The organism is Streptomyces sp. NPDC054961 (assembly GCF_053609145.1).
Map to the genome: position 1 here is coordinate 37,964 of NZ_JBSGWY010000009.1, position 24,954 is coordinate 62,917.

The window sequence follows — 24,954 nt, forward strand, 5'->3', positions numbered from 1 at the left end:
CCCGTCTACCGGCGCCGCCTGCTCATCCGCCAAAAAAACCCCCTCCCATTTAAACCGCCCAACCCCGGGGCCGGCCGGGGCCGGTGGCCCCCCCCCCCCCCCCCGGCCCAGTGCGTCCGCCCGCCCCCCGGCCGGCGGCCACCCCGGAGGAGGCCCGGCCTCTTCCGGAGCCGTGAGAGCGGCCAGCACCGACGCCGCGAAGCGGTCGTCCGCGAGCAGCCCGCCGCTGTCGCAGACGGCGGAGTCCAGCAGGTCTGGCGCGGCCGGCGCGGGCTGGAACGGGCCGCCGCGGACCTTCCGGCCGCCCGGGCCGCCCCGGCCCGGGGCGTCAGGTCTCCCGCACCGGCGCGTACGCCTGCGCGTCGAGGCCGAAGGTCCAGGCCACGCCCTGTCTCGCCGTCCGTGTGTCCGGCGGCACGCGCAGCCAGTACGTGCGGCTCGTACCGTCCGGCTCCGGCGTGGAGTTGACCACCTCCACCATCACGACGTCCTCGTCGCCCGGCAGCGGCATCCGCCACAGGATGCCCGTCTCGTCGCGGTGCACCGGCTCGGCGTCCGATTCGGCGAGGTAGCGGTCGTAGCCGTAGTGCTCGAGCATCACGCGGCGCAGCTCCGCGTTCTCCTCGTCGCGGATGCGCTCGGGTGTCAGTGCCTCCAGCCCGGCCAGGAAGTCCGGGGGCACGGGCATCCCGCGCCACGCGTACAGCGCGAAGCCGTCGGGGAACGCGAGGGCGGGGCCGTCACCGCGGTCCAGGCGGCCCGCCTCGTCCCGGTGCAGTTCCACCGGGCGCTCACAGATCACGGCCAGCCGCTCGTACGGCCACCACCAGCCCGCCGCCCGGGCGACCGCGGCGAGGCCCTCGAGCGGCGTGTCCTCGCCGGTGTCGAACGCGCACAGCCAGGCCGCGTCGTGCTGGCCCAGCACCGACTCGAGGAGCAGCAGCCGGATCGGCGCCTCCCCGGCCGGGTCCGCCGCCAGTTCCTCGACGAGCCCGGTGCGGATGCGGCCGGCCAGCCGCTCGGTGTTCTCCCACAGCCGGGCGCCGGTCAGGGCCCATCGCCGGCCCCAGCCCTGGGGGCCCAGCCGTGCGTGGAGGCGGGCGCGCTCGGCCGCCCACGGGGCGCTGCGCACCTCCTCCCGCACGCTCCGCCCCCGCGCGTCCGTCCCCCACGGCCCCTGCGGGTCGGCCAGCAGGCGCATCGCGGCCCGCGGCGAGTCCGCCCACACGATCCGCTCGGGTTCGGGAAGTCCGGCCGCCCGGTAGCCGAGACGTACGCCCGCCTCCGCCGCCTCCCGGTCCGCGGGCCCGGTCGCCGCCGCGACGGTCCGCCAACCGTCGGCCCCGGACACTCCGCCCCTCGCCTCCATCCCGTCCGTCACTTCCCTCACCTCCGTCTCTTGCGCTGCTTCCATCACGTCTGGCATGTGCGTCACGTCCTGCCCCTCCGTCCCGTCCACCTTCTCCGTCCCCTCCACCAGAGCGCCCCCGCCCGTCAGTCCGTCAGTCCGTCAGTCCGCCACGATCCGGACCGAGCCCGGTACGTACTCCCGCTGCCGCACCACCCGGAACCAGCCCTTGGGCAGCGCGATCGCGGCGTGTTCCTCGTGCACCACCCGTCCCCCGTCGGGCAGGTGCAGCAGCAGCGGAGCGAACGGCCCCGGTTCCCGGAGCAGCCGGCCCGGCCCCAGCACGGCGTGCGCGTGACCGGTCACCTCGCCGAGGGCCAGGACGAACCGGCCGCGCCCGTCCCGCGGTTCCGAAGGCGCGTCCGCGGCATACGACGGAACCGCCGATTCCGCGAGCGGCACGATGAGTACGTCCCCCTGCCGGTACATACCTGTCCCCTTCCCCCGCGCCGCTCCGTGCGCCGCGTCGTCTCCGAAGTTAGGGCGAGGGTCTGACAACGGACTCCACCCGCCCCTGCCTCGGTCGTTGTCAGTGCCGCTTGCTACAACTTGCAGACGCATCGGACGCGAGGAGCGGCGAGAATCATGAGTTACGCGAGCCATCTGCGGGAGTCGTACGGGCTGCCCGTCTTCGACTTCCCGGGCCCCGACGACGAGAAGGGCACGGACCGGCTGCCCGAGGCGGACGCCGTGGCCTGGCGGATCTCCTCCGACGCCTACGACGCGAAGGAGACCTGGTCCCAGGCGTTCGCCCGCTTCGCCGCGGCCGTGGACACGACCCGCGTCCGCGCGATCGTCGTCGGTGCGTGGGAGGAGGCGTACGACACCGGCCCCGAGGAGATCATCACCGCGCTCCTCGCCGCCGGCCCCCGGCTGCCCGCCCTGCGGTCCCTGTTCCTGGGGGACATGGAATCCGAGGAATGCGAGATCTCCTGGATCAACCAGGGTGACGTCGGCCCGCTCCTCGACGGCTTTCCCGAGCTGGAGTGGTTCGGCGTCCGCGGCGGCAGCTGCCTCGTCCTCCCGCCGTTCACCCACCAGCGGCTGCGCTCCCTCACCATCCAGGCCGGCGGCATACCGGCCCCGGTCGTCCGCAACCTCGCCGCCAGCGACCTGCCCGCCCTGCACCACCTCGATCTGTGGCTCGGCACGGCGAACTACGGCGGGGACTGCGAGCTGAGCGACGTGGAACCCATCATGGCCGGGGACCGCCTGCCGAGCCTGCGTCACCTCGGCCTGCGCAACAGCGACATCCAGGACGACATCGCCATCGCGATGGCCGCCGCGCCCGTCGTCGCCCGGCTGGAGACCCTCGACCTGTCCATGGGCGTCCTCACCGACCAGGGCGGCGCCGCCCTGCTCGGGGGCCAGCCCCTCACCCATCTCGCCGCCCTCGACCTCCACCACAACTACCTCAGCGAGCCGCTGAAGCAGCGCTTCCGGGACACCCTGGAGAGCGCCGGGGTGCGGCTGGACCTCGACCGGGGTCACGCCGACGAGGAAGAGTGGGACGACCGCGTCTGGCGCTACGTCGCCGTCGGAGAGTAGCGCGCCGGCCATGACCGAGCACACGCCCCCGCGCTGGGCCGTCGTCGGCAACCCGGAGAACCGTCGCGTCGCCCTGTTCTCCGAGGCCGTCCGCGACGCCGGGCTGCCCGCGGCCCGCATCGTGCCCTGGGCCCGCGTCCTGCGCGAGGGCGGTGCCGTCTTCGGTCCGGACGAGCTCGTACGCCTCGACTCTCCGGGCGAGAACACCGAGGTGGACCGGGCCCTGCGCGGCCTGGAGGACTCCACGCGCGTGGAGGGCGGCGCCCGTTGGTACACGCGGTTCACCGCGGCCGTGCGGAGCCTCACCGGTGGCCTACGCCTCGACGATCCCGACGAGCTGGCCGTCCTCTTCGACAAGCGGAGCTGCCACCGCGCCCTGGACGCCGCCGGGGTGCCGGTACCCCGGTCCCCGACCTCCGGCGGCGGCACGACGGTGCGCGGCTGGGACGACGTGCGCGCCCTGATGGACGCGCACGGCATGCCCCGGGTGTTCGTGAAGCCGGCCCACGGCTCCTCCGCGTCAGGCGTCGTCGCCGTCGAGACCGCCGGCCGGGGCCGCATCCGGGCCGCCACCTCGGTCGAGGTGGCCGGGAACGGGCACCTGCACAACTCCCTGCGGGTACGCCGCCTCACCAGCGAGCGGGAGACCGCGGCGCTGGTCGACGCACTCGCCCCGGACGGCCTCCACGTCGAAAGCTGGTGGCCCAAGGCCTCGCTGGGAGGCCGCGCGGCCGACCTGCGCGTGGTCGTCGTGGCCGGCCGGGCCACCCACGCCGTGGTCCGCACCAGCCTCTCGCCCATGACCAACCTGCATCTGGGCGGGAGCCGCGGCGACCTGTCGGCCGTGGTCGAAGCCGCGGGCCCCCGCTGGGCCGACGCCCTGGACGTCTGCGAACGGGCCGCGGCCTGCTTCCCCGGCACCCTGTGCGTCGGCGTCGACCTGCTGCCCGCCGTCGGCTGGCGCCGGTTCGCGGTCGCCGAGGTCAACGCCTTCGGCGACCTGCTGCCCGGCCTGACCGGCCTGCCGGGCAGCGGGGCCGAGGGTCTCGACACCTACGCCGCCCAAGTCGCCGCCGCGCCGCCGTACGCACGGCGCCGCGCACACCCGCACCGCCACCCGAGGAACCACCACCGTGCACCAGCCTGAGACCGGCCCCCTCCCGGACCCGACCGCACCGGACATGAACGAGGTCGTCGGCCGTGACGACCTGCTCCTGCTCACCCTGGACACCCTGCGCCACGACGTCGCCGTCGAACTGGCCGCAGCCGGACGGATCCCGCACCTGGCCCGCCATCTGCCCGGCGGCGCCTGGGAGCGGCGGCACGCCCCGGGCAGCTTCACCTACGCGTCCCACCAGGCGATGTTCGCGGGATTCCTGCCCACCCCGGCCGCGCCGGGACCGCACCCGAGGCTGTTCGCCGCGCGCTTCGCCGGCAGCGAGACCACCGCCGGACGCACCTACGTCTTCGACACCCCGGATCTGGTCTCCGGTCTGGCCGCGGCCGGGTACCGCACCGTGTGCGTGGGCGGCGTCGGCTTCTTCAACAAGCAGGGAGCGCTGGGCGACGTCCTGCCCGGAATGTTCCAGGAGAGCCACTGGGAACCGGAGTTCGGGGTGGCGTCCCCCACCTCCTTCGAGGCGCAGGTGGAGAAGGCCGAGCGGATCGTCGGCTCCCTCCCCGAGGAGCAGCGGCTGTTCCTCTTCCTCAACGCGTCCGCCCTGCACCAGCCCAACTGGTTCCACCTGCCCGGCGCCACCCGGGCGGCGGGCGACACCCGCGCGAGCCACGCCGCCGCCCTGGAGTACATCGACCGCCACATCGGCCGGCTCTTCGCCGCGATGAGCTCCCGCCGCCGCTGCTTCGCCATCGTCTGCTCCGACCACGGCACGACCTACGGCGACGACGGCTACACCGGCCACCGCCTCGCCCACGAGGCCGTCTGGACGGTGCCGTACGCCCACTTCTTCCTGGAGCCCTCCGCATGACCGCCACCGCCACCACCCCTGCCCCCGCCACCACCCCCGTCGAAGCGGTCTCCGGTTCCCCCGTCCGCCCCTACCAGAGCTACGTCTACGCCTACCCCCACAAGACGGCGTACCGTCCGCTGCCCGACCGGCCCGCCCTGCGCGACCTCTGGCGCGGCGAGGACAAGAGCGCCCTCTCGCTCTACCTCCACATACCGTTCTGCGAGGTCCGCTGCGGCTTCTGCAACCTCTTCACCCGCATCGGCGCTCCCGACGGCCTCACCGGGCGCTACCTCGACGCGCTCGACCGGCAGGCCGCCGCCGTGCGCGAGGCCCTCGACCACCAGGACGACGGAGGCGACGGGGGCGACGGGGGCGGACGGTCCGGCGGCGAGGGTCCGGTCCGGTTCGCCAACGCCGCTTTCGGCGGCGGCACACCGACCTTCCTCACCGCCGACGAGCTGACCCGGCTCTGCGACATCGCCGAGCGGCGTATGGGCGCGGACCTGCGTTCCGTGCCCCTCTCCGTCGAGACCTCGCCCGCCACCGCGACCGCCGACCGGCTCGCCGTCCTCGCCGAGCGCGGCGCCACCCGCCTCAGCATCGGCGTGCAGAGCTTCGTCGACGCGGAGGCGCGGGCCGCCGTACGCCCGCAGCGCCGCGCCGAGGTCGAGGCCGCGCTCGGCCGCATCCGCGAGGCCCGCATCCCGGTCCTCAACATCGACCTCATCTACGGGATCGACGGCCAGACCCCCGCCACCTGGCGCACCTCCCTGGACGCCGCCCTCGCCTGGGAGCCCGAGGAGCTGTACCTCTACCCGTTGTACGTCCGCCCGCTCACCGGCCTCGCCCGGCGCACCGCGCACACCGACACCGAGTGGGACCGCCAGCGCCTGGACCTCTACCGCCGGGGGCGCGACCACCTGCTCGCCCGCGGCTACGAACAGGTGTCGATGCGCATGTTCCGCAAGGCCGGCAGCGCCCCGCAGGGGCCCGACGACCACGCCTGCCAGACGGACGGCATGATCGGCCTCGGCTGCGGCGCCCGCTCCTACACCTCCGCCCTCCACCACTCCTTCGACTACGCCGTCGACATGAGCGAGATCCGCGGGATCATCGACGCGTACACGGCCACCGAGGACTTCGGCCACGCCGTCCACGGCCGGCACGTCGACGGCGGCGAGGCGCGTCGCCGCCACCTCCTCCAGTCCCTCCTCCAGGCCCGGGGCATGCCGCTCGCCGGCTACCGCGACCGCTTCGGCACCGGCCCGTACGAGGACTTCCCCGTCGAACTCGCCGCCTTCGCCGCCCGCGGCTGGCTCGAAGGGGCCGGGACGGAGACCGGGGACCTGCGCCTGACCCCGGAGGGGCTCGCCCACTCCGACGCCCTCGGCCCGATGCTCTTCTCACCCGCCGTGCGGGCCGCGATGGCCGCCTACGATCCGAAGTAGCCACCGTGGACCTGACGATCCTGTACCGCGGCCCGCTCGCCTCCTGCGACTACGCCTGCCCGTACTGCCCCTTCGCCAAGCGGCGCGACACCCCCGCGCAGCTGCGCGCCGACCGCGCGGCCCTCGAGCGCTTCACCGGATGGGCGGCGGCGCAGCAGGGCGACCGGCTCTCGATCCTCTTCACCCCCTGGGGCGAGGGCCTGGTCCGCTCCTGGTACCGCCGCGCCCTCGTGGACCTCTCGCACCAGCCGCACGTCGAGCGCGTCGTCATCCAGACCAACCTCAGCTGCCGGACGGACTGGCTCGCGGAGGCCGACCCGGCCTCCGTGGCCCTGTGGTGCACCTACCACCCCGGCCAGACGCCCTACGCACGGTTCCTGTCGAAGGTCGGGGACCTGGCCGACCGGGGCATCCGCCACAGCGTCGGCATCGTCGGCCTGCCCGAGAACCTGCCCCACGCGCGCCGGCTGCGGGCGGACCTGCCCGAGCACGTCTACCTCTGGGCCAACGCCGCCGAGGGCCACACGTACACCGACGCCGAGGCGGACGAGTGGACCGCTCTGGACCCGCTGTTCCCCTACAGCCGCCATCCCCACCGCTCGGCCGGACTGCCGTGCCGCACCGGGGAGTCGGTCATCTCGGTGGACGGCGAGGGCACGGTCCGCCGCTGCCACTTCGTGCCCACCGCGCTCGGCAACCTGTACGACGGTTCCTACCGCGCCGCCCTGGCACCCCGGCGCTGCCCCCTGGCGGTCTGCGACTGCCACATCGGCTACGTCCACCTGGAGACGCTCCCCCTGTACGACGTCTTCGCGGGCGGGGTCCTCGAACGCGTTCCGGAGCGCGTTCCGGAGCGCGGTCCGGCGCTCCCCGGGCGGAGCGAGCGATCCGAGCGGACCGGAGCATCGACGTGATGCGGCGCCCGCCCGGGCGTAGGCTGCGCACAGCATGGAGCGGCGGGGGGCGGAGCACATGACGGCAGCGACCGCAGGAACGGCACCGAGGTGGGGGACGACCCTCGACTCGGTCGTGGTGTACGCGCAGGGAGCACTCTGCCGGCGCCTGGCCCGGGGCAGCGTGCCCCCCGACGGCCGGGTACGGGTGACGGGACTGCCCCGCTCGCTGGACCCCGGCTCGCTGCGGGCCCGGGTGCTGGGCGACCCGGGGGTGCGCGTCACCGCGGCCCGGGTGGAGATCGAGGCCGAGCCGGCCGGCGCGGACACGCCCGACGCGTTGCGGCGCGAGGCCGAGCGGCTGAGCGACGAACACGCGGCGGCGCGCGGACGACGGGACCGTCAACTGGGCCTGATCGAGGAGGTCAGGGCCCTCCAGCCGGCCCCGCCCGTCCGCATGCCGGCGGACCCGTACCAGTACCGCCGCACCCCGGTCGACGCGTGGCTGGAGCTGGCCGACTTCGTCCAGGAACGGCTGACGGGGCTGCACGCCCGCCTCGTCGAGCTGGAGGAGGCACTGCGCGACGCCGAGCACGGCTTCGCCGTCGCCGCCGACCGGCTCGCCCGCGCCTCCAGCGACGCACCGCAGGCGCACGTGGAGACCACGGTCTGCGCCGTCCTGACCCTCGACGGCGCCGGCACCGGTGACGCGGAGCCGGGTGGAGAAGTGGAGATCGAGCTGGAGTACGGGGTGCCGGGCGCCGTCTGGGTGCCGGCCTACCGGCTCAGCCACCGTCAGGGCGACGGCAGCGGCCGTCTGGTGCTGCGCGCCTCGGTCGCGCAGCGGACCGGTGAGGACTGGACCGGCGTGCGCATCGCCCTGGCCACCGCCGACCTCCGGCGCCGCACCGACCTGCCGAAGCTCCGCTCGATGCGGATCGGACGCCGTCAGCCCGCCCCCGCGCCCTCCGGCTGGCGCGAGCCTCCCGCGGGGCTCGCCGACCTGTTCGCCGGGTACGAGGCGGCCGGCCCCCGCCCCGCAACGGGCCCCGTCCCCCCGCCCGTCGGTGCCGACTCCGCGGCGGTGACATCGGTACGCGCAGCCGCGTCCGGCCCCCTGCCGCCGCTGCCGTCTCCCCCACCGCAGGCAGCGCAGAGCTTCGGCGCCCCGCCGCCGCCCGCACCGCAGGGCTACGGCGCTCCGCCGCCGGCCGCGTTCCCGATGCCCGGCGGCATCGTGGGCGGCCCCCCTCCGCAGGTTTTCGGCGGCGCGATGCCCGACCTCGCGCAGCCGGCCCCCGCCCGCCCGGGCGGCGGGCCCCGGGCCGCCACCCGGTCCTTCGCCGGCGCCCCCGCCGCCATGGCTCCCGCGGCTCCGGGCCGGGCCGGGCCGCCGTCCGCTCCGCCGCCGGCCGGTGGTCCGGCGCCCGTCGCCGGCCCGCCGCGGCCGAGCGGCGCCGAGCTCGACTACGCCGCCCTCGTCCTGTGCGGCCCCGACGAGCAGGGCGGCCGCCGAGGACGGCTGTTCCCCGACGCGCCCTTCGACTCCGTGGCGGCCGAGCAGCGCCGCCGCGCCGAGGCGGTGGCCGCGCTGCCGCTGCCCGGACAGGCGGTGCGGCCCCGCGAGTCGGCGGGTTCCTTCGACCACCGCTTCGACGCCGGCGCCCGCGCCGACGTGCCGTCCGACGGCACCTGGCACACCGTCACCGTCGCCGAGGTCCCGGTCGGCCTGCGCACCGAGTACCTCTGCGTGCCGTCCGTGGAGCAGACCGTGTACGCGACGCTGGTGCTCTCCAACGCGACCGACCAGGCGCTGCTGGCCGGCCCGGTGGAGGTCGTCGTCGACGACGAGTTCCTGCTGACCGCCGCTCTGCCCACCCTCGCCCCCGGCGGTGTCCGCCGGGTCGGGCTCGGGCCCGCCGAGGGCATCCGGGTCACCCGCCGTACCCACTTGAACGAGTCGACCGCCGGCCTGCGCGGCAACACCACCGTGCTCGACCACCGCGTCCACGTGGAGCTGGCCAACCGGCTCGCACGGCCCGTCACCATCGAAGTGCGCGAGCGCGTTCCGGTCTCCTCCGATCCGGACGTCCGGATCGAGGAACGGGCCGCGTGGACGGCACCCGAGGACGTCCCGGAAGGCACCCGGGAGGACACCGACGGCGACGCGGAGACCGGGCACCACGCCCCGGGCACCCGCGTCTGGCGGCTGGACCTGCCCGCCGGCGCCACCACCGCCCTCGACGGCGGCTACGAGATCCGCATCCCGACCGGCAAGGCCCTGGTCGGCGGCAACCGCAGGAGCTGACACCCGCCATGCCCACGGCCCCGAACCCGATCGCCCTCCCCGTCACCGCCGTCACGTGCCTCGAGGACCGCGCCCACGTCGAGCGCGCCACCGTGCTCGACCTGCGCGCCGGTGTCCAGCGGCTGCGCCTCGGACCGGTCAGCGCGCTGGCCGTCGACCGGACCCTCCACGCCGAGCTGACCGCCGAGTTCGCCGCGACCGTGCTCGACGTGCGGATCGTCCGCAGCTGGACGCCCCGCGGGCCGCGGCCGTCCGCCGACGAGGACTCCGCCCTGCGCCACCGCGTGCACGCCCTCGAAGAGGAGCGGCTGGCGCTCGGGCAGCGGCGCGACCGGCTGTACGCCCGCCTCGGCCTGCTCGGCCGCCTCGCCGCCGATCTGCTGCGGGACATCGGCGAGGGCGCCGGCTCCGGGGAGACCGAACCGGTCCGCTGGGCCGGCGCGCTGGACCGGGTGGACGGCGAACGCGATGTCCACGCGGAGCAACTGCGCACCGTGGAGGCACGGCTGGCCGCCCTCACCGTCGAGCTCGACGCCGCGCAGCGGGCCCTGCTCCTGGCCGAGGAGGAGCCCGCCGAGCTGGTCGGCCACATCGAGTTGACCGTGGAGGCCTCGGCCGCCGGCGCGGCCCGGTTGCGGCTGAGCCACCTCACCTCCTGTGCGCTGTGGCGGCCCGCCTACCGGGCCGTGCTCGACGGGGACTCCCTGACGCTGGAGAGCGACGCCGTGCTCTGGCAGCGCACCGGCGAGGACTGGTCGGACGTACGGCTCACGTTGTCGACCGCCCGCTCGGCACTGGCCACCGATCCGCCGCGGCTGGGCGAGGACCGGCTGACGCTGGTGGACCGCACCGCGGCGGAGCGCCGCACGGTCGACGTGGAACTGCGCGAGGAGGAGACCGGAACCCTCGGGCCGGCCCCGGTACTCGGCCTGCCCGGGGTGGACGACGGCGGCGAGGCGCGCGTGCTGAGCTCCCCCGCGCCGGTCTCCGTGCCCGGCGACGGGCGCGCCCACCGGGTGCCGCTGTCCGTCTTCACCACGCCCGCGGGCAGCGAGTACTCCTGCTCCCCCGAGCTGTCGCCGCTGGTCACCCAGGTGGTGCGGTTCGACAACCTGTCCGGCCACGTGCTGCTCGCCGGGCCCGTGGACCTGGTCCGCGGCAGTGGATTCAGCGGCCGCGGCACGCTGGACTTCACCGCCCCCGGCGCCGCCGTCGAGCTCGCCTTCGGCAGTCGCGACGACCACGGCGTGGTCCGGCAGGTCCGGGAGTCCCGGGACACCGCCGGCATCATGCGGCGGAACGTGGTCACCCGTACGGTGCGGCTGCACCTGTCCCGGTTCTCGGCTCCCGGGGAGCGGGGCGACCGGGTGGTCGTCCTCCGCGAGCGGATCCCGGTCTCCGAGATCGCCGCGGTGGAGGTGCGGCTGCGGAAGGACGCCTGTTCCCCGCCGCCCGAGGTGGTCGACGCCGAGGGCATCGTCTGCTGGGACGTCGCCCTCCCGCCCGGTGGGCGCCGTACGGTCACGCTGGTCTACGAACTGTCGGCGAGCTCCGAGGTCTCCGGACTCTGAGCCCGGCCGTTCTTTCCCCTTCCGATTCTCTTATCGGAAGGGGATATAGCGATGATCGGACGATGTCACTTATCCATGTCGACTGTTTGTTACGCGGTGGTGCCCTGCGTGTTCTCGTAGCGGTGCGGTCTGCGGTGCGCGACCATACGGACGGCCGATACGCGCCCGGTTATCGGCGTCGTCCGTGAGGACATGTTCTCGTCGGCGGCGCGGGTCGCCGTGCTCGACTCGTCAAACGGACGGCGTCCGGAGCGGGCAGCGCAGCCGGCAGAGGAAAACACCGAGACAGGAAGAAGGACTGACGTGTCCGGCAGCGAAAGCGAGAACCCGGTAATCCCCTCCCCGACCCCCAAGGCGAATCGCCCCAGGGTGAACCGGGACTGGTGGCCGAATCAGCTGGACCTCCAGGTTCTCCACCAGCATTCGCCCCGGTCCCATCCGATGGGCGAGGACTTCGACTACGCGGCAGAGTTCGCGACCCTGGACGTCGACGCGCTGAAGCAGGACGTCTTCGAGGTCATGACCGACTCACAGGAGTGGTGGCCCGCCGACTACGGCCACTACGGGCCGCTCTTCATCCGGATGAGCTGGCACGCCGCCGGCACGTACCGCATCGCCGACGGCCGCGGCGGCGGCGGCTCCGGCGCCCAGCGCTTCGCACCCCTGAACAGCTGGCCGGACAACGCGAGCCTCGACAAGGCACGCCGTTTGCTGTGGCCGGTCAAGCAGAAGTACGGCCGGAAGATCTCCTGGGCCGACCTGCTGGTCTTCGCCGGCAACTGCGCCATGGAATCCATGGGTTTCAAGACGTTCGGATTCGGATTCGGGCGGGAGGACATCTGGGAACCGGAAGAGATTTTCTGGGGGCCGGAGGACACCTGGCTCGGAGACGAGCGCTACAGCGGCGAAAGGGAACTCACGGGTCCTTTCGGCGCCGTGCAGATGGGACTCATCTACGTCAATCCGGAGGGGCCCAACGGTAATCCGGATCCGATCGCGGCGGCCCGGGACATTCGCGAGACGTTCGCGCGGATGGCGATGAACGACGAGGAGACGGCCGCGCTGATCATCGGCGGCCACACGTTCGGCAAGTGCCACGGCGCGGTCGGCCCCGAATACATCGGTCCGGAGCCCGAGGGCTGCCCCATCGAGCAGCAAGGCCTCGGATGGAGGAACGCGCACGGCAGCGGGGCGGGCGTGGACGCGGTCACCAGTGGACTCGAGGGCGCGTGGACCTCGGAGCCGACGAAGTGGGACAACGGGTACCTGGACCACCTGTTCCGGTACGACTGGGAGCTGACGACGAGCCCGGCCGGCGCCCATCAGTGGACGCCCACGGATCCCTCGGCCCAGGGCACGGTGCCCGACGCCCACGATCCGTCGAGGCGGCACGCGCCCATGATGCTGACGACGGACCTCTCCATGAAGCTGGATCCGGTCTACGGGCCGATCTCGAAGCGCTTCCACGAGAACCCGGACCAGCTCGCGGACGCGTTCGCCAAGGCCTGGTACAAGCTGCTGCACCGCGACATGGGACCCCTCTCCCGCTACCTCGGCCCGTGGATCCCGGCGCCCCAGCTGTGGCAGGACCCGGTCCCCGCGGTCGATCACGCACTGGTCGGGGACGCGGAGATCGCCGACCTCAAGGGCCGGATCCTCGCGACCGGACTCTCCGTGTCCCAACTGGTCACCACCGCCTGGGCGTCGGCGGCGAGCTTCCGCGGCACCGACATGCGCGGCGGGGCCAACGGAGCACGGATCCGGCTCGCGCCGCAGAAGGACTGGGAGGTCAACGACCAGCCCGAGATCGCCGAGGTACTGCGGGCCCTCGAGGAGATCCGGCAGGTCTTCAACGCCTCGCAGGCCGGCGGCGGGACGCGGATCTCGCTCGCCGACCTGATCGTCCTGGGCGGATGCGCGGCCGTCGAACGCGCCGCGAAGGACGCCGGACACGCCATCACGGTGCCGTTCGCCGCGGGGCGCACGGACGCCTCGCAGGAGCAGACCGACGTGGAGTCGTTCGCCGTGCTGGAACCCAGGGCGGACGGATTCCTGAACTACCTCCGGTCGGGAGAGAAGCTGTCGCCGGAGACCCTCCTGCTGGACCGCGCCAGCCTGCTGACCCTGACCGCACCCGAGATGACGGTGCTGACCGGTGGCATGCGGGCCCTGAACGCCGGCTTCGGCGGGTCCCCGCACGGGGTCTTCACCGACCGGCCGCAGACGCTCACCCCCGACTTCTTCGTCAACCTCCTCGACATGGGCACGCAGTGGAAGGCGTCGGCCACCGCCGAGAACGTGTTCGAAGGCCGGGACGTCACGACGGGCGAGGTCAAGTGGACGGCCACCGCCGTCGACCTCGTCTTCGGTGCGCACTCCCAGCTCCGCGCCCTCGCGGAGGTCTACGCGTCGAAGGACGCGGGAGAGAAGTTCGTGCGTGATTTCGTGGCGGCGTGGGACAAGGTGATGAACCTCGACCGGTTCGACCTCGTCTGACCCCGCTGTGGGGGGCGGGGGCCCCGCGGGCGGGGCGCGCCGGGGCCGGCGTGCGCGCCCGGCCGGCGCGGGCCCGGCGGCGGAGCCGACGGAGGCCGCGGGCCCCGCGGAAACCCCGGCGCGGCCGCCGCGCCGCAGCCGCTCGGTCTCCGAAGGCTCGGCCAGCCAGGCCGCCGCGGCCCCGGCTCCGGTTGCTTCCCCCGAGCCGGCTCAGGCTCCCGAGTCGGCTCCGGCTCCCGCTCCCGCTCCGGCGGACGGCGGAGCCGCCGCGCGCCCGCCGCGCCGTACGCGCTCGGCATCGGACGGCTCGGCGAGCCAGGCCGCCGAGCCCGCCCCGGACGCACCCGCGCGCCCGGGCCCCCGGAGCACGGACGCCCCGTGGCACGACCCGAAGCCCGCCTTCGGCGAGCCCCCGCCGGAACCGGCCGAACCGGCGGAACCGGCCGAACCGGCGGAACCGGCCGAACCGGCGGAACCGGCCGAACCGGCGGAACCGGCCGAGTCGGCTGAACCTGCTGCACCGGCGAAGCCCGCTGCACCGGCGAAGCCCGAGACGTCGGCTGAACCGGCCGCACCGGCGAAGCCCGCCACGTCGGCGGAACCGGCCGAGCCCACGAGGCCCGACGAGCCCGCCCCGACCACCGACCCCACCACCGACAACGGAGGCACCGCGTGAACGACGTCCTCGACGTCGCCCTGCGGCTGATCGTCGTCTTCGCCGTCTTCCTCGTGCTCCCGCTCGTCATCGGGCAGACCGAGCACAAGGTGATGGCCCACATGCAGGGCCGGCTCGGCCCCATGTACGCCGGTGGCTTCCACGGCTGGGCGCAGCTCGTCGCCGACGGGGTGAAGTTCGCGCAGAAGGAGGACATCGTCCCGGCCGACGCCGACCGACGCGTCTTCCAGCTCGCCCCCGCCGTCGCCCTCCTCCCGTACCTCCTGGTCCTCCTCGCCATCCCGATCGGCCCCGGCGAGGGCGCCGTCGGCCAGGTCATCGACGCCGGGCTCTTCTTCGCGCTCGCCGTGATGGGCGTCGGAGTGCTCGGCTCGCTCATGGCCGGCTGGGCCTCCGCGAACAAGTTCTCCCTCCTCGGAGGCCTCCGTACCGCCGCGCAGCTGCTCGCCTACGAGCTGCCCATGCTGCTCGCGGCGGCCTCGGTGGCCATGGCCGCGGGCACGGTCTCGCTCCCCGGCATCGTCGACGCGTTCGCGTGGTGGTGGCTGCCCTGGCAGATCGTCGGAGGGCTGGTCTTCTTCACCGCCGGCCTCGCCGAACTCCAGCGGCCCCCCTTCGACATGCCCGTCGCCGACTCCGAGATCATCTTCGGCGCGTACACCGAGTACACCGGCCTGCGCTTCGCGCTGTTCCTGCTCGCCGAGTACGCCGGCATCGTGGTCCTCTCCGCCCTCACCGCCGTCCTGTTCCTCGGCGGCTGGCACGGGCCCTTCGGCACCGACGGCTGGGTGTGGACCCTGGTCAAGATCGCCGCGCTGTCCTTCGTGGTGATCTGGCTCCGCGTGAGCTACCCCCGGCTCCGCGAGGACCAGTTGCAGAAGCTCGCCTGGACCGTACTCATCCCGCTCGCGCTCGCCCAGATCGCGCTCACCGGCATCGTGAAGGTGGCGATCCAGTAATGCCTCCCATCCCCGGCTCCGGCCTCGCCAAGGGCCTGGCCGTCACGCTGCGCACGATGACGAAGCGCTCGCACACCGCCCAGTACCCCGACGTGCAGCCCGAACTCCCGCCGCGCTCGCGCGGGGTCATCGGCCTGTTCGAGGAGAACTGCACGGTCTGCATGCTGTGCGCGCGCGAGTGCCCCGACTGGTGCATCTACATCGACTCCCACAAGGAGACGATGCCGGCCAGCGCCCCCGGCGGGCGCGAGCGCAGCCGCAACGTCCTCGACCGCTTCGCCATCGACTTCTCCCTCTGCATGTACTGCGGCATCTGCATCGAGGTGTGTCCCTTCGACGCGCTGTTCTGGTCGCCGGAGTTCGAGTACGCGGAGACGGACATCCACGAGCTCACCCACGAGCGCGACAAGCTGCGCGAGTGGATGTGGACCGTCCCGGCCCCTCCCGCCCTGGACCCGGCGGCCGAGGAACCCAAGGAACTCGCCTCCGCCCGCAAGGCCGTGGAGAAGGCCGAGGCCGCGGCCGCGGCCGCCGCGGCCTCCGCGACCCCCGACACCCCGGAAGGAGACGCGTGATCACCGCAGCCGCCCAAGGCAACGGCTTCCTCTCCCCGACCGGCGTCGAGATCACCTTCGTCCTCGTCGGCCTCGCCATGCTCGGCGCGGCGGCCGTCACCGTCACCACCAAGCAGCTCGTGCACGCCGCCCTGTGGCTGGTCGTCGCGCTCGGCGGGGTCGCCGTCGAGTACCTGCTGCTGACCGCCGAGTTCATCGCCTGGGTCCAGGTGCTGATCTACCTCGGCTCCGTGGTCGTCCTCCTCCTCTTCGGACTGATGCTCACCAAGGCGCCCATCGGCCGTTCGCCGGACGCCGACTCCGGCAACCGCCCGGTCGCCCTCGGCGTCGCCGCGGTCGCGGCCGTCGCGCTCGTCTGGGTGGTCGTCGACGCCTTCCGCGCCACCTGGATCGACCTCGACGGCCCCGTCCAGGGCTCCACCCGGGTCACCGGCGAGATCCTCTTCCGGCACTGGGTGCTGCCGTTCGAGGCGCTCTCCGTCCTCCTCCTCGCGGCCCTGATCGGCGCCGTCGTGCTCTCCCGCAAGACCGCCGACGGCGGCGCCGCCACCGGCGCCGGCCCGGCCTCCGGCACCGACGGGAAGCCGGCCGCCCCGGCCACGACCGCCGCGGACAAGAAGGGTCAGCGCTGATGCACCTCGCCTACCCGGCCGTGCTCGCGGCCCTCCTCTTCTGCACGGGCCTATACGGAGTGCTCGCCCGCCGCAACGCCATCCTGGTCCTGATGTCCGTCGAGCTGATGCTCAACGCCGTCAACCTCAACCTGGTGGCCTTCGACGTCTGGCTGCGCGACACCCTGCACGCGGGCCAGGCCCTCACCCTCTTCACCATCGCCATCGCCGCCGCCGAGATCGGCATCGGCCTCGCGATCGTGCTGGTGGTCTACCGCAACCGGGGCACCGCGGACGTCGACCGACTGCGCGACACCGCCGAGGGCCACGAGCCGGACAGCGTGAACAGCGCGACTGGAGCCGCCGCGTGAGCACCCCGACCCTCGCCGTACTCGTCCCCCTCCTGCCGTTCCTCGGCGCGCTCGCGGGACTGCTGCTCGGCCGCACCGCCCCCGGATTCGTCAGGCCCCTCGCGATCCTGCCGACCGTGGCCTCCGCCGTACTGGCCGTGCTCGTCGCCGTCCGCCAGGGCGGCGGCCCGCCGATCGAGACCGCGACCGAGCTGACCCCGACCGGCTCGGTGCCGATCGACCTCTCGCTCTACCTGGACGGCTTCGCCGTGCTGGTGGCCGTCCTGGTCGGTGTCGTCGCCACCTGCGTACAGATCTACTCGACGGCGTACCTGCGCGAGGACCCGCGCTACCCGTCCTACGCCGCCCTGGTCTCGCTGTTCACCTCCGCCATGCTGCTCGTCGTCTACTCCGGCGACCTGATGGTGCTGCTGGTCGGCTGGGAGATCATGGGCATCTGCTCGTACTTCCTGGTCGGCCACTACTGGGAGACCGAGGCGGCCCGCTCCGCCTCCCTCAAGGCCTTCCTCGTCACCAAGCTCGGCGACGTCCCCTTCCTCATCGGCCTGTTCGCCCTCGCCACCGCCGCCGATTCCTTCCAGATCACGAAGATCCTCGGGACCGTCGCCGCCGGCGGACTCGACCACCCGACGCTGATCGCGCTGCTCCTGCTGGCCGGAGTCGCGGGCAAGTCCGCGCAGTTCCCGCTGCACACCTGGCTTCCGGACGCCATGGCCGGCCCCACCCCGGTCTCCGCGCTGATCCACGCCGCGACGATGGTCGCCGCCGGCGTCTACTTCGTGGCCCGCCTCCTTCCCGTCTTCGAGGCCTCCCGCGCCGCGCTGGTGGTCATGGCCGTCATGGCGGCCGTCACGATGGTCGGCTCGGCCCTCGCCGCCCTGGCACAGGACGACATCAAGCGGGTGCTGGCCTACTCCACGATCGGCCAGCTCGGCTACATGATCGGGGCCCTGGCCGTCGGCGACCGCGCGGCCGCCGTCTTCCACCTCCTGTCCCACGGCGCCTTCAAGGCACTCCTGTTCCTCGGAGCCGGCGTGATCATCCACGCCGCCGGTACGAACTCCCTGGCCGCCATGTCCCGCATGGGCGGCCTGACCCAGCGCATCCCCGACGCCTTCTGGACGATGACGATCGCGCTGCTCGCACTCGCCGCGATCCCGCCCTTCGCCGGCTTCTTCTCCAAGGAAGCCGTCCTCGTCGCCGCCGAGCACACCGCGACCGGCCACTCGGAGGTCGCGCCGGACGCGGCGGGCTGGGTGGTCCTCGTCGCCGGCGTGCTGACCGCCCTGCTCACCGCCGCCTACGCCACCCGGCTGTGGCTGATGGCCTTCCGCGGCCGGGGCGCGGCAGCCCCCGACCACGGCAAGGAACCCCTCGCCATGACCGGCGTGCTGTGGCTGCTGGCGATCCCGTCCGTCGGCTTCGGCCTGCTGGTCGGCCCGCTCGCCGACTTCTTCGACGGCCGCGAGCTCACCCCGTCGCTGACGACCTCGGTCCTCGGCACCGGCGCGGCCGTCGTCGGCGTGGTCCTCACCTACGCCCTGTGGCAGCGCGCCGAGGCCAAGGCCGACCTGGCCCCGGCCGGAGCCGCCGGCGCCCCGCGCGGGGTGCCCGCGTCCGTCGCCGCCGCCGCATCCGCCGCGGAGAGCCCCGAGGTCGACGAGGTCACCCACGACCACCCCGTCGTCCCGGACCGCCCCGCCGCCGACCCGGGCCGCGCCCTGCTCGGCCCGCTGCACCGCCACGCCGCCGTCGGCTTCCACCTCGACGCCGTCTACGACCGGGTCTTCGTACGCCCCGTGCGGGCCGCCGCGGCCCTCGTACGCTTCCTCGACCGCGAGGTGGTGGACACCTACGTCCGTGGTGCGGGCCTCGGCCCCCGGCTGCTCGGCGGCCTCGTCCGCCGGGCCCAGACCGGCAACGTGCAGAGCTACCTGAGCGCCCTGCTCGCCGGTGCCGTGGTCCTGGCGATCGCCACCGCCGTCCTCGCCAACGTCAACGCCGGATCGTGAGCCGTGAGTCAGCCGTGATTGATATCAGCCCGTCCGTGATGCAGTTCCTTCTGGCGTTCGTCGTGGCCGGACCGCTCCTCGGCGCCGTCTCGGCCCTCCTGCCGGCCCCGCCCGGACTGAAGGGCAAGAGCCCCGAACAGGCCGTGCTGCGCCACGGCGTGACCGTGACCGGTGTCATCCTCGCCGCGGCGATCGCCCTCGCCACGGGCTTCGACCAGAACACCCCGTCCCGCTTCCAGGCGACGACGGACATCAAGTGGATCCCGGCGCTGAACGTCCGGATCCACCTCGGCATCGACGGCATCTCGCTCCCCCTCCTCCTGATGACCGCGCTGCTGTTCTTCCTCTGCGCGCTCTACAGCTACTTCAAGTTCCCCGCGGGCCCCTCCGCGAAGGGCTTCGTCGCCCTGCTCCTGGTCCTGGAGTCCGGCACCCTCGCCACCTTCGCCGTCCTCGACCTGCTGCTCTTCTTCCTCGCCTTCGAGATGGTCCTCATCCCGATGTACTTCCTCATCGCCCGCTGGGGCGGTGCTCAGCGGCAGGCCGCCGCCTGGAAGTTCATCCTCTACACGCTCCTCGGCTCCGTCGTCATGCTGCTCGGTCTGCTGCTGATCGGACTGAAAAGCGGCACTTTCGACATGGTGGCACTCGCCGCTGACAACGGCCGCGGACTGTCCCGCACCACCCAGATCCTGGCCGTCCTCGCCATCGGCACCGGCCTCGCCGTGAAGACCCCGATGTGGCCGCTGCACAGCTGGCTGCCGGACGCCCACACGGCCGCCCCCACCGTCGGATCCGTCCTCCTCGCGGGCGTCCTGCTGAAGATGGGCACCTACGGGTTCGTCCGCATCCTGCTGCCCGCCACCCCCGAGGGCATGGCCACCTTCGCGCCGTACCTGGGCGCCTTCGCCGCCATCGGCATCGTCTACGGATCCCTGGCCTGCCTGGCGCTCGCCCGCAAGGGCAACAAGGGCGACCTCAAGCGCCTCATCGCCTACTCCTCCGTCGGCCACATGGGCTTCGTCCTGCTCGGCATCGCGTCCATGACCCCGACCGGAGTCAACGGCGCGCTCTTCGCCAACATCGCCCACGGCCTGATCACCGGCCTCCTCTTCTTCCTGGTCGGCGCGCTCAAGGACCGCTACGGCACCGCCGACCTCGACACCCTCGCCGGAGCCACCGGCGCCGCCCTCTACGGCCGCGCCCCCCGCTTCGGCGCGTTCCTCGCCTTCGCCGCCGTCGCCTCCCTCGGCCTGCCCGGCCTGGCCGGCTTCTGGGGCGAGATGCTGGCCCTGTTCGGCGCGTTCGCCCCCGCCGAAGGCCTGTCCCGGCCCGCGTTCCTCACGTACATGGCCGTCGGCGCGTTCGGCACCCTGCTCACCGCCGCCTATCTTCTGATCGTCGTACGGCGGGTGTGCATGGGCGACCCGAAGGCCGTGCGCTCCGAAGGCGCCGCCCCGGCGGCCCTCGCGGACATCCAGCACTACGAGTTCGCCGCCTGGACCCCGCTCGTCGCCCTCACCGTCCTCGCGGGCCTGTGGCCCGCGGTCCTCCTCGGCCTCACCGACCCGGCCGTCCAGAAGCTCCTCGCGGGAGGCAACTCATGACGGCCCTTCAGCCCCTCGTCAGCACGGCCGCCGACGCCCCCACCCTGGTCCAGTCGGTCGACTGGCTCGCCATCGCGCCCGTGGTCACCACTGCCGCCGTCGGCCTGATCGTGCTCGTCGCGGACCTCTTCGTCCCCGAACACCGCAAGCAGCTGCTCGGCTGGATCTCCGTGGCCGGACTGGCCGCCGCGACCGCCCTGCTGCTGCCCCTGCGCGCGGGCGACCGCAGCACCTTCTGCCTCAACGGCCCGGCCGCGGCCTCGGCCGGCGCGTGCAGTTACACCGCCGACCACTTCGCCCTCGTCGTCCAGTTCCTCGTCCTGGCCGCCGCCCTGGTCACCGCCCTGCTGTCGGTCACCACCGTCCGCGAGACGCGCCTCCCGGCCGGCGAGTACTGGTTCCTGCTGCTGTCCTCCGCCGCCGGCGCCGCCCTGCTGCCCGCCGCCCGCGACCTGGCCACCCTGATCGTCGCCCTCGAGGTCGCCTCGCTGCCCGCCTTCGCCCTCGTCGGCATGCGCCGCGGCGACCGGCTCTCCTCCGAGGCCGCCCTCAAGTTCTTCCTCTCCTCCGTCACCGCCACCGCCGTGTCGCTGATGGGCGTCAGCTTCGTCTACGCCGCCACCGGCTCCCTGTACCTCGGCCAGGTCGCCCAGGGGCTCGCACACGTCCCCGGGCAGCTCGACACCCTCGCCATGGCCGGCGTCGCGCTCACCCTCGTCGGCTTCGCCTTCAAGACGGCCGCCGTCCCCTTCCACTTCTGGGTCCCCGACACCTACGTCGGCGCGCCCCTGCCCGTCGCCGCGTACCTCTCGGTCGTCGGCAAGGCCGTCGGCTTCACCGGCCTCATCCTCGTCACCGTGCTCGCGTTCCCCGCGTACTCCGAGATCTGGGGCCCGGCCCTCGCCGTCCTCGCCGCGCTCACCATGACGCTCGGCAACGCCGCCGCGCTGCGCCAGTCCGCCGACCGGCCGAACGGCGCCGTACGGCTGCTCGCCTGGTCCTCGGTCGGCCAGGCCGGCTACCTGCTGGTCCCGATCGCCGCCGCCGCGTACGCCGGCCGCGACCAGATCGGCGCCACCGTCGCCTACGCCCTCATGTACGCGGCCGTGAACCTCGGCGCCTTCTCCGTGGCCGCCCTGGTGGCCCGTACGAAGCCCCAGCACCGGCTCGCCGACTACCGCGGCCTGTACCGCGAGCGCCCGCTCGCGGCCCTCGCGCTGGCCTTCTTCCTGCTCTGCCTGGCCGGCCTGCCGCCGGGCGTCATCGGGCTCTTCGCGAAGGTCACCGTCTTCCGGTCGGCGATCGACGCGGGGCTCGGCTGGCTCGCCGTGGTCATGGCCGTCAACGTCGTCGTCGCGCTGTACTACTACCTGCGCTGGACGGCCCTGCTCTTCCGCACCCCGGTGGGGGAGGGCGAGGAGGCGGCCGCCCAGGAGGGCGCGAGGCCCCGTACGAGGACCCCGTGGCCCATCACCGCGGCCATCGCGCTCACCGCCGCCACCGCGCTGGTGCTCTCGGGCGCCCCGCAGCTGGTACTGCGCTTCGCGACGGGCAGCCTCTTCGCCCTCTGAGCGGCTCCCGCCCGGCTCCCGCCCGGCCGCCCGGCTCGGCTCCGCCCGGTCCGCGGCGCCCGGCCGCGCCCGGCCCCCGGCCGCCCCCGGCCGCAGCCTCCCGTCGGCTCCCGCAGGCCCCGTCCGTGCGCCCGTAACCCGCACGGCCCAGCGCCCGGAGCGGCCCCGCGGCCCGCTGCGCCGGGGCGCCGGGCGGGGGCGGCGCGGGAACCCGTGGCGCTCACCTCGCGTTGACCAGGAAGGAAGGGTCCACTGGACCGTAGGCCCTGAGATCCACAGATCCTGGACGGGTCCCCCCTGCCGCACCATTTGGAGGGCGTACCGTGCACCGCCGGCACAACGGGCTGAAGACCGCCGTACTCCTCGGCGGCCTCTCGGCTCTCATCATCGTCATCGGAAGCTTCTTCGGCCGGGGCGGCCTGATCGTCGCCGTCCTCATCGCCCTCGGGACGAACGCCTACGCGTACTGGAACAGCGACAAGCTGGCCCTCCGCGCGATGCGCGCCCGCCCCGTCAGCGAGTTCGAGGCCCCCGAGCTCTACCGCATGGTGCGCGAGCTCTCGACGTCCGCGCGCCAGCCCATGCCCCGGCTCTACATCTCGCCCACCGAGGCCCCCAACGCCTTCGCCACCGGGCGCAACCCGCGCAACGCCGCCGTCTGCTGCACCGAGGGCATCCTGCGCATCCTCGACGAGCGCGAACTGCGCGGGGTCATCGGCCACGAGCTGAGCCACGTCTACAACCGCGACATCCTCATCTCGTCGGTGGCCGGAGCCCTCGCCTCGGTGATCATGTTCCTGGTCAACTTCGCGTGGCTCATCCCGGTCGGCCGCTCCAACGACGACGAGGGCCCCGGGCTCTTCGGCATGCTGCTGATCATGATCCTGGGCCCGGTGGCCGCGTCCGTGATCCAGCTGGCCATCAGCCGCTCGCGCGAGTACGAGGCGGACGCCTCCGGAGCCCAGCTCACCGGCGACCCGCTCGCCCTCGCGAGCGCTCTGCGCAAGCTGGACGCCGGCACCAAGCAGCTGCCGCTGCCGGCCGAACCCAGGCTGGAGGCCGCGAGCCACATGATGATCGCCAATCCCTTCCGCCCCGGCGAGGGATTGTCCAGAATGTTTTCCACGCACCCCCCGATGGCCGAGCGCATCGCCCGGCTCGAACAGATGGCAGGACACAGCCGGTGAAGACCATCCTGAATGTCATTTGGCTCGTGCTCAGCGGAATCTGGCTGTTCCTGGGCTACTGCCTGGCCGGCGTGATCCTCTGCATCACGATCATCGGGATCCCCTTCGGCGTAGCGGCCTTCCGGATCGCCGTGTACGCCCTGTGGCCCTTCGGCTACACCACCGTGGAGCGGCACGACGCGGGCGCCGCCTCCTGCGTCGGCAACGTGCTGTGGCTGGTGCTGGCGGGCTGGTGGCTGGCCCTCGGCCACATCGTCACCGGCATCGCGCTGTGCGTCACGATCATCGGCATCCCGTTCGGCATCGCGAACTTCAAGATGGTTCCGCTCTCACTGCTCCCGCTGGGCCGCGAAATCGTTCCCACGGACGCGCCGTTCGCCTCGCGCTGAGCCCGGAACCGGTTTGTCCGCTCGTATTAAAGTTCCGGATTGCGGACGATGACGCGAACGAGCGGCACGCACAACGGGCAAGGAAGAACCGATGTCGACTGAGCCCTCCACGACCCTCTCGGTCGTCGTGCCGATGTACAACGAGGAGGACGCGCTCCCGGCCCTCGTCGCCAGACTGCGCCCCGCGCTCGACGCCCTGGCCGTCGCGTACGAGGTCGTCGCCGTCGACGACGGCAGCGCGGACCGCACCGCGGCGCTCCTCACCGAGTTCCAGGTGAAGTGGCCCGAGCTGCGCGTCGTGCGGCTGCGCGGGAACTCGGGCCACCAGGCCGCCCTCACCGCCGGACTGCACAGCGCCCTGGGCGCCTACGTCGCCAGCATCGACGCGGACCTCCAGGACCCCCCGGAGAAGATCGCGGAGATGCTCGACCTGGCCCGCCAGGACCGCCTGGACATCGTCTACGGGGTCCGCGGCGACCGGAGCACCGACACCGGGTTCAAGCGGCGCTCGGCCGGCGCCTACTACTGGCTGGTGCGCCGCCTGGTCGGCAAGCAGGTGCCCGCGCAGGCGGGCGACTTCCGGCTGCTGAGCCGGGCGGCCGTCGAGGCGGTCAAGGCCATGCCCGACCAGCACCAGGTGTACCGCCTGCTGGTGCCGTGGCTCGGCTTCCCGAGCGGTCAGGTCACCTACCACCGCGAGGAACGGGTGGCGGGGGAGACCAAGTACCCGCTGAGCAAGATGATCCGTCTCGGCATCGACAGCGTCATCAACTTCTCCGCCGCGCCGCTGCGCCTGGCGACCTGGCTGGGCGTGGCCAGCTTCTTCGGCTGCCTGCTGATGGTGGCCGCCACCCTGGCGATCTACCTGGGCGGCGAGACCGTACCCGGCTGGACCTCGCTGTTCATCATGATGCTGTTCCTCGGCGGCGTGCAGCTGATCTGCGTCGGCCTGCTCGGCGAGTACATCGGCCGCATCTACACGGCGGTGCAGCGCCGGCCCACCTTCTTCGTCGGCTACGACTCGGCGCGCGAGGCCGGGAGCGGGGCGGGGCCGGATGTGGAGCCGGGGACCGGCCCGGGCCGGGAGCCGGGGCGGAAAGGCGCCTGAAAGGCCAGGTCAGGGCGATTGTCAGTGGGGGGTGTCACTGTGTGTGCATGGATGAAGACATGCAGGTGCCGCGACCGGTCGCCGCACGCGGGGCCGGACGGACTCCGCAGCCGGTCCGCCGGGGCGGACTCATATCCCGGGCGGGGGGGGGGGGGCCGGCGCCCCCCCCCGCCCCCCGGCCCCCCCCCGGCGGCCGCGGGGGCGGCCCGGGCCGCCCCGGCGCCCGGCGCGCGGCGGGGTCGGTGT

At 73.5% G+C, this 24,954-nt stretch carries 20 protein-coding genes; 18 read left to right on the plus strand and 2 right to left on the minus strand.

Translation table 11 applies throughout. The annotated features are described in order from the left end of the window. Positions 1–328 precede the first annotated feature (328 nt). Positions 329–1,351, minus strand: a complete 1,023-nt coding sequence (locus ACWF9Z_RS11465; protein ID WP_453600724.1) for a DUF6745 domain-containing protein — start codon at positions 1,349–1,351, stop codon at positions 329–331. 159 nt (positions 1,352–1,510) lie between these two features. Then, entirely contained in the window at positions 1,511–1,837 is a 327-nt protein-coding gene (locus ACWF9Z_RS11470; RefSeq protein ID WP_453600413.1) for a hypothetical protein, read from the minus strand. A gap of 156 nt (positions 1,838–1,993) precedes the next feature. On the opposite strand from ACWF9Z_RS11470, the gene ACWF9Z_RS11475 reads away from it, so the two are divergent. From ACWF9Z_RS11475 to ACWF9Z_RS11560, 18 genes are all read left to right on the plus strand, one after another. After that, positions 1,994–2,956 carry an STM4015 family protein gene (locus ACWF9Z_RS11475; protein WP_453600416.1) on the plus strand — a complete coding sequence of 321 codons (963 nt, stop codon included), beginning with the start codon at positions 1,994–1,996 and terminating at the stop codon, positions 2,954–2,956. A gap of 10 nt (positions 2,957–2,966) precedes the next feature. After that, on the plus strand, positions 2,967–4,103 hold the full coding sequence (locus ACWF9Z_RS11480; RefSeq protein WP_453600419.1) for an STM4014 family protein: 1,137 nt from the start codon (positions 2,967–2,969) through the stop codon (positions 4,101–4,103). Between the two features lie 34 nt (positions 4,104–4,137). Next, a complete protein-coding gene (locus tag ACWF9Z_RS11485) occupies positions 4,138–4,944 on the plus strand; it encodes an STM4013/SEN3800 family hydrolase (protein ID WP_453600727.1) in 807 nt (268 codons plus the stop codon). Further along, complete coding sequence (locus tag ACWF9Z_RS11490; protein WP_453600422.1) at positions 4,941–6,374, plus strand: STM4012 family radical SAM protein; 1,434 nt, start codon at positions 4,941–4,943, stop codon at positions 6,372–6,374. The genes ACWF9Z_RS11485 and ACWF9Z_RS11490 overlap by 4 nt, the downstream gene beginning before the upstream one ends. Positions 6,375–6,379: 5 nt before the next feature. Then, positions 6,380–7,288, plus strand: coding sequence for an STM4011 family radical SAM protein (locus ACWF9Z_RS11495; protein WP_453600425.1), 909 nt, complete (start codon positions 6,380–6,382; stop codon positions 7,286–7,288). A 58-nt stretch (positions 7,289–7,346) separates the two neighbouring features. Continuing rightward, the gene (locus ACWF9Z_RS11500) at positions 7,347–9,575 is read left to right on the plus strand and encodes a DUF4139 domain-containing protein (RefSeq protein ID WP_453600427.1); all 2,229 of its coding nucleotides are present in this window, start codon (positions 7,347–7,349) and stop codon (positions 9,573–9,575) included. An 8-nt stretch (positions 9,576–9,583) separates the two neighbouring features. Beyond that, positions 9,584–11,146 carry a mucoidy inhibitor MuiA family protein gene (locus ACWF9Z_RS11505; protein WP_453600430.1) on the plus strand — a complete coding sequence of 521 codons (1,563 nt, stop codon included), beginning with the start codon at positions 9,584–9,586 and terminating at the stop codon, positions 11,144–11,146. Positions 11,147–11,449: 303 nt separating this feature from the next. Beyond that, the gene (gene katG / locus ACWF9Z_RS11510; protein WP_453600432.1) at positions 11,450–13,642 is read left to right on the plus strand and encodes a catalase/peroxidase HPI; all 2,193 of its coding nucleotides are present in this window, start codon (positions 11,450–11,452) and stop codon (positions 13,640–13,642) included. A gap of 672 nt (positions 13,643–14,314) precedes the next feature. Then, positions 14,315–15,277 carry a complex I subunit 1/NuoH family protein gene (locus ACWF9Z_RS11515; RefSeq protein ID WP_453600434.1) on the plus strand — a complete coding sequence of 321 codons (963 nt, stop codon included), beginning with the start codon at positions 14,315–14,317 and terminating at the stop codon, positions 15,275–15,277. Continuing rightward, entirely contained in the window at positions 15,277–15,852 is a 576-nt protein-coding gene (locus ACWF9Z_RS11520) for a NuoI/complex I 23 kDa subunit family protein (protein WP_453600437.1), read from the plus strand. Before ACWF9Z_RS11515 ends, ACWF9Z_RS11520 begins: the two co-directional genes overlap by 1 nt. Then, positions 15,849–16,484 (plus strand): NADH-quinone oxidoreductase subunit J family protein, encoded by a 636-nt coding sequence (locus ACWF9Z_RS11525; RefSeq protein WP_453600439.1) that lies wholly within the window; start codon positions 15,849–15,851, stop codon positions 16,482–16,484. Before ACWF9Z_RS11520 ends, ACWF9Z_RS11525 begins: the two co-directional genes overlap by 4 nt. Continuing rightward, complete coding sequence (gene nuoK / locus ACWF9Z_RS11530; RefSeq protein ID WP_356649502.1) at positions 16,484–16,834, plus strand: NADH-quinone oxidoreductase subunit NuoK; 351 nt, start codon at positions 16,484–16,486, stop codon at positions 16,832–16,834. The genes ACWF9Z_RS11525 and nuoK overlap by 1 nt, the downstream gene beginning before the upstream one ends. Continuing rightward, positions 16,831–18,846 (plus strand): NADH-quinone oxidoreductase subunit 5 family protein, encoded by a 2,016-nt coding sequence (locus tag ACWF9Z_RS11535; protein ID WP_453600442.1) that lies wholly within the window; start codon positions 16,831–16,833, stop codon positions 18,844–18,846. The genes nuoK and ACWF9Z_RS11535 overlap by 4 nt, the downstream gene beginning before the upstream one ends. A 38-nt stretch (positions 18,847–18,884) precedes the next feature. Further along, complete coding sequence (locus tag ACWF9Z_RS11540; RefSeq protein ID WP_453600730.1) at positions 18,885–20,453, plus strand: complex I subunit 4 family protein; 1,569 nt, start codon at positions 18,885–18,887, stop codon at positions 20,451–20,453. Then, on the plus strand, positions 20,450–22,024 hold the full coding sequence (locus ACWF9Z_RS11545) for an NADH-quinone oxidoreductase subunit N (RefSeq protein ID WP_453600444.1): 1,575 nt from the start codon (positions 20,450–20,452) through the stop codon (positions 22,022–22,024). Before ACWF9Z_RS11540 ends, ACWF9Z_RS11545 begins: the two co-directional genes overlap by 4 nt. A 323-nt stretch (positions 22,025–22,347) precedes the next feature. Beyond that, positions 22,348–23,211 carry a zinc metalloprotease HtpX gene (htpX, locus tag ACWF9Z_RS11550; RefSeq protein ID WP_453600446.1) on the plus strand — a complete coding sequence of 288 codons (864 nt, stop codon included), beginning with the start codon at positions 22,348–22,350 and terminating at the stop codon, positions 23,209–23,211. Further along, positions 23,208–23,600: a YccF domain-containing protein gene (locus ACWF9Z_RS11555; protein WP_453600449.1), complete on the plus strand. Its 393-nt coding sequence runs from the start codon at positions 23,208–23,210 to the stop codon at positions 23,598–23,600. Before htpX ends, ACWF9Z_RS11555 begins: the two co-directional genes overlap by 4 nt. Positions 23,601–23,691: 91 nt before the next feature. Then, the gene (locus ACWF9Z_RS11560; RefSeq protein ID WP_453600452.1) at positions 23,692–24,708 is read left to right on the plus strand and encodes a glycosyltransferase family 2 protein; all 1,017 of its coding nucleotides are present in this window, start codon (positions 23,692–23,694) and stop codon (positions 24,706–24,708) included. Positions 24,709–24,954 lie beyond the last annotated feature (246 nt).

Coding starts and splice junctions, on each gene's coding strand:
- ACWF9Z_RS11470 (WP_453600413.1), bottom strand. CDS start 1,837: ATGTACCGGCAGGGGGACGTACTCATCGTGCCGCTCGCGGAATCGGCG.
- ACWF9Z_RS11475 (WP_453600416.1), top strand. CDS start 1,994: ATGAGTTACGCGAGCCATCTGCGGGAGTCGTACGGGCTGCCCGTCTTC.
- ACWF9Z_RS11480 (WP_453600419.1), top strand. CDS start 2,967: ATGACCGAGCACACGCCCCCGCGCTGGGCCGTCGTCGGCAACCCGGAG.
- ACWF9Z_RS11485 (WP_453600727.1), top strand. CDS start 4,138: ATGAACGAGGTCGTCGGCCGTGACGACCTGCTCCTGCTCACCCTGGAC.
- ACWF9Z_RS11490 (WP_453600422.1), top strand. CDS start 4,941: ATGACCGCCACCGCCACCACCCCTGCCCCCGCCACCACCCCCGTCGAA.
- ACWF9Z_RS11500 (WP_453600427.1), top strand. CDS start 7,347: ATGACGGCAGCGACCGCAGGAACGGCACCGAGGTGGGGGACGACCCTC.
- ACWF9Z_RS11505 (WP_453600430.1), top strand. CDS start 9,584: ATGCCCACGGCCCCGAACCCGATCGCCCTCCCCGTCACCGCCGTCACG.
- ACWF9Z_RS11520 (WP_453600437.1), top strand. CDS start 15,277: ATGCCTCCCATCCCCGGCTCCGGCCTCGCCAAGGGCCTGGCCGTCACG.
- nuoK (WP_356649502.1), top strand. CDS start 16,484: ATGCACCTCGCCTACCCGGCCGTGCTCGCGGCCCTCCTCTTCTGCACG.
- ACWF9Z_RS11540 (WP_453600730.1), top strand. CDS start 18,885: ATGCAGTTCCTTCTGGCGTTCGTCGTGGCCGGACCGCTCCTCGGCGCC.
- ACWF9Z_RS11545 (WP_453600444.1), top strand. CDS start 20,450: ATGACGGCCCTTCAGCCCCTCGTCAGCACGGCCGCCGACGCCCCCACC.
- ACWF9Z_RS11560 (WP_453600452.1), top strand. CDS start 23,692: ATGTCGACTGAGCCCTCCACGACCCTCTCGGTCGTCGTGCCGATGTAC.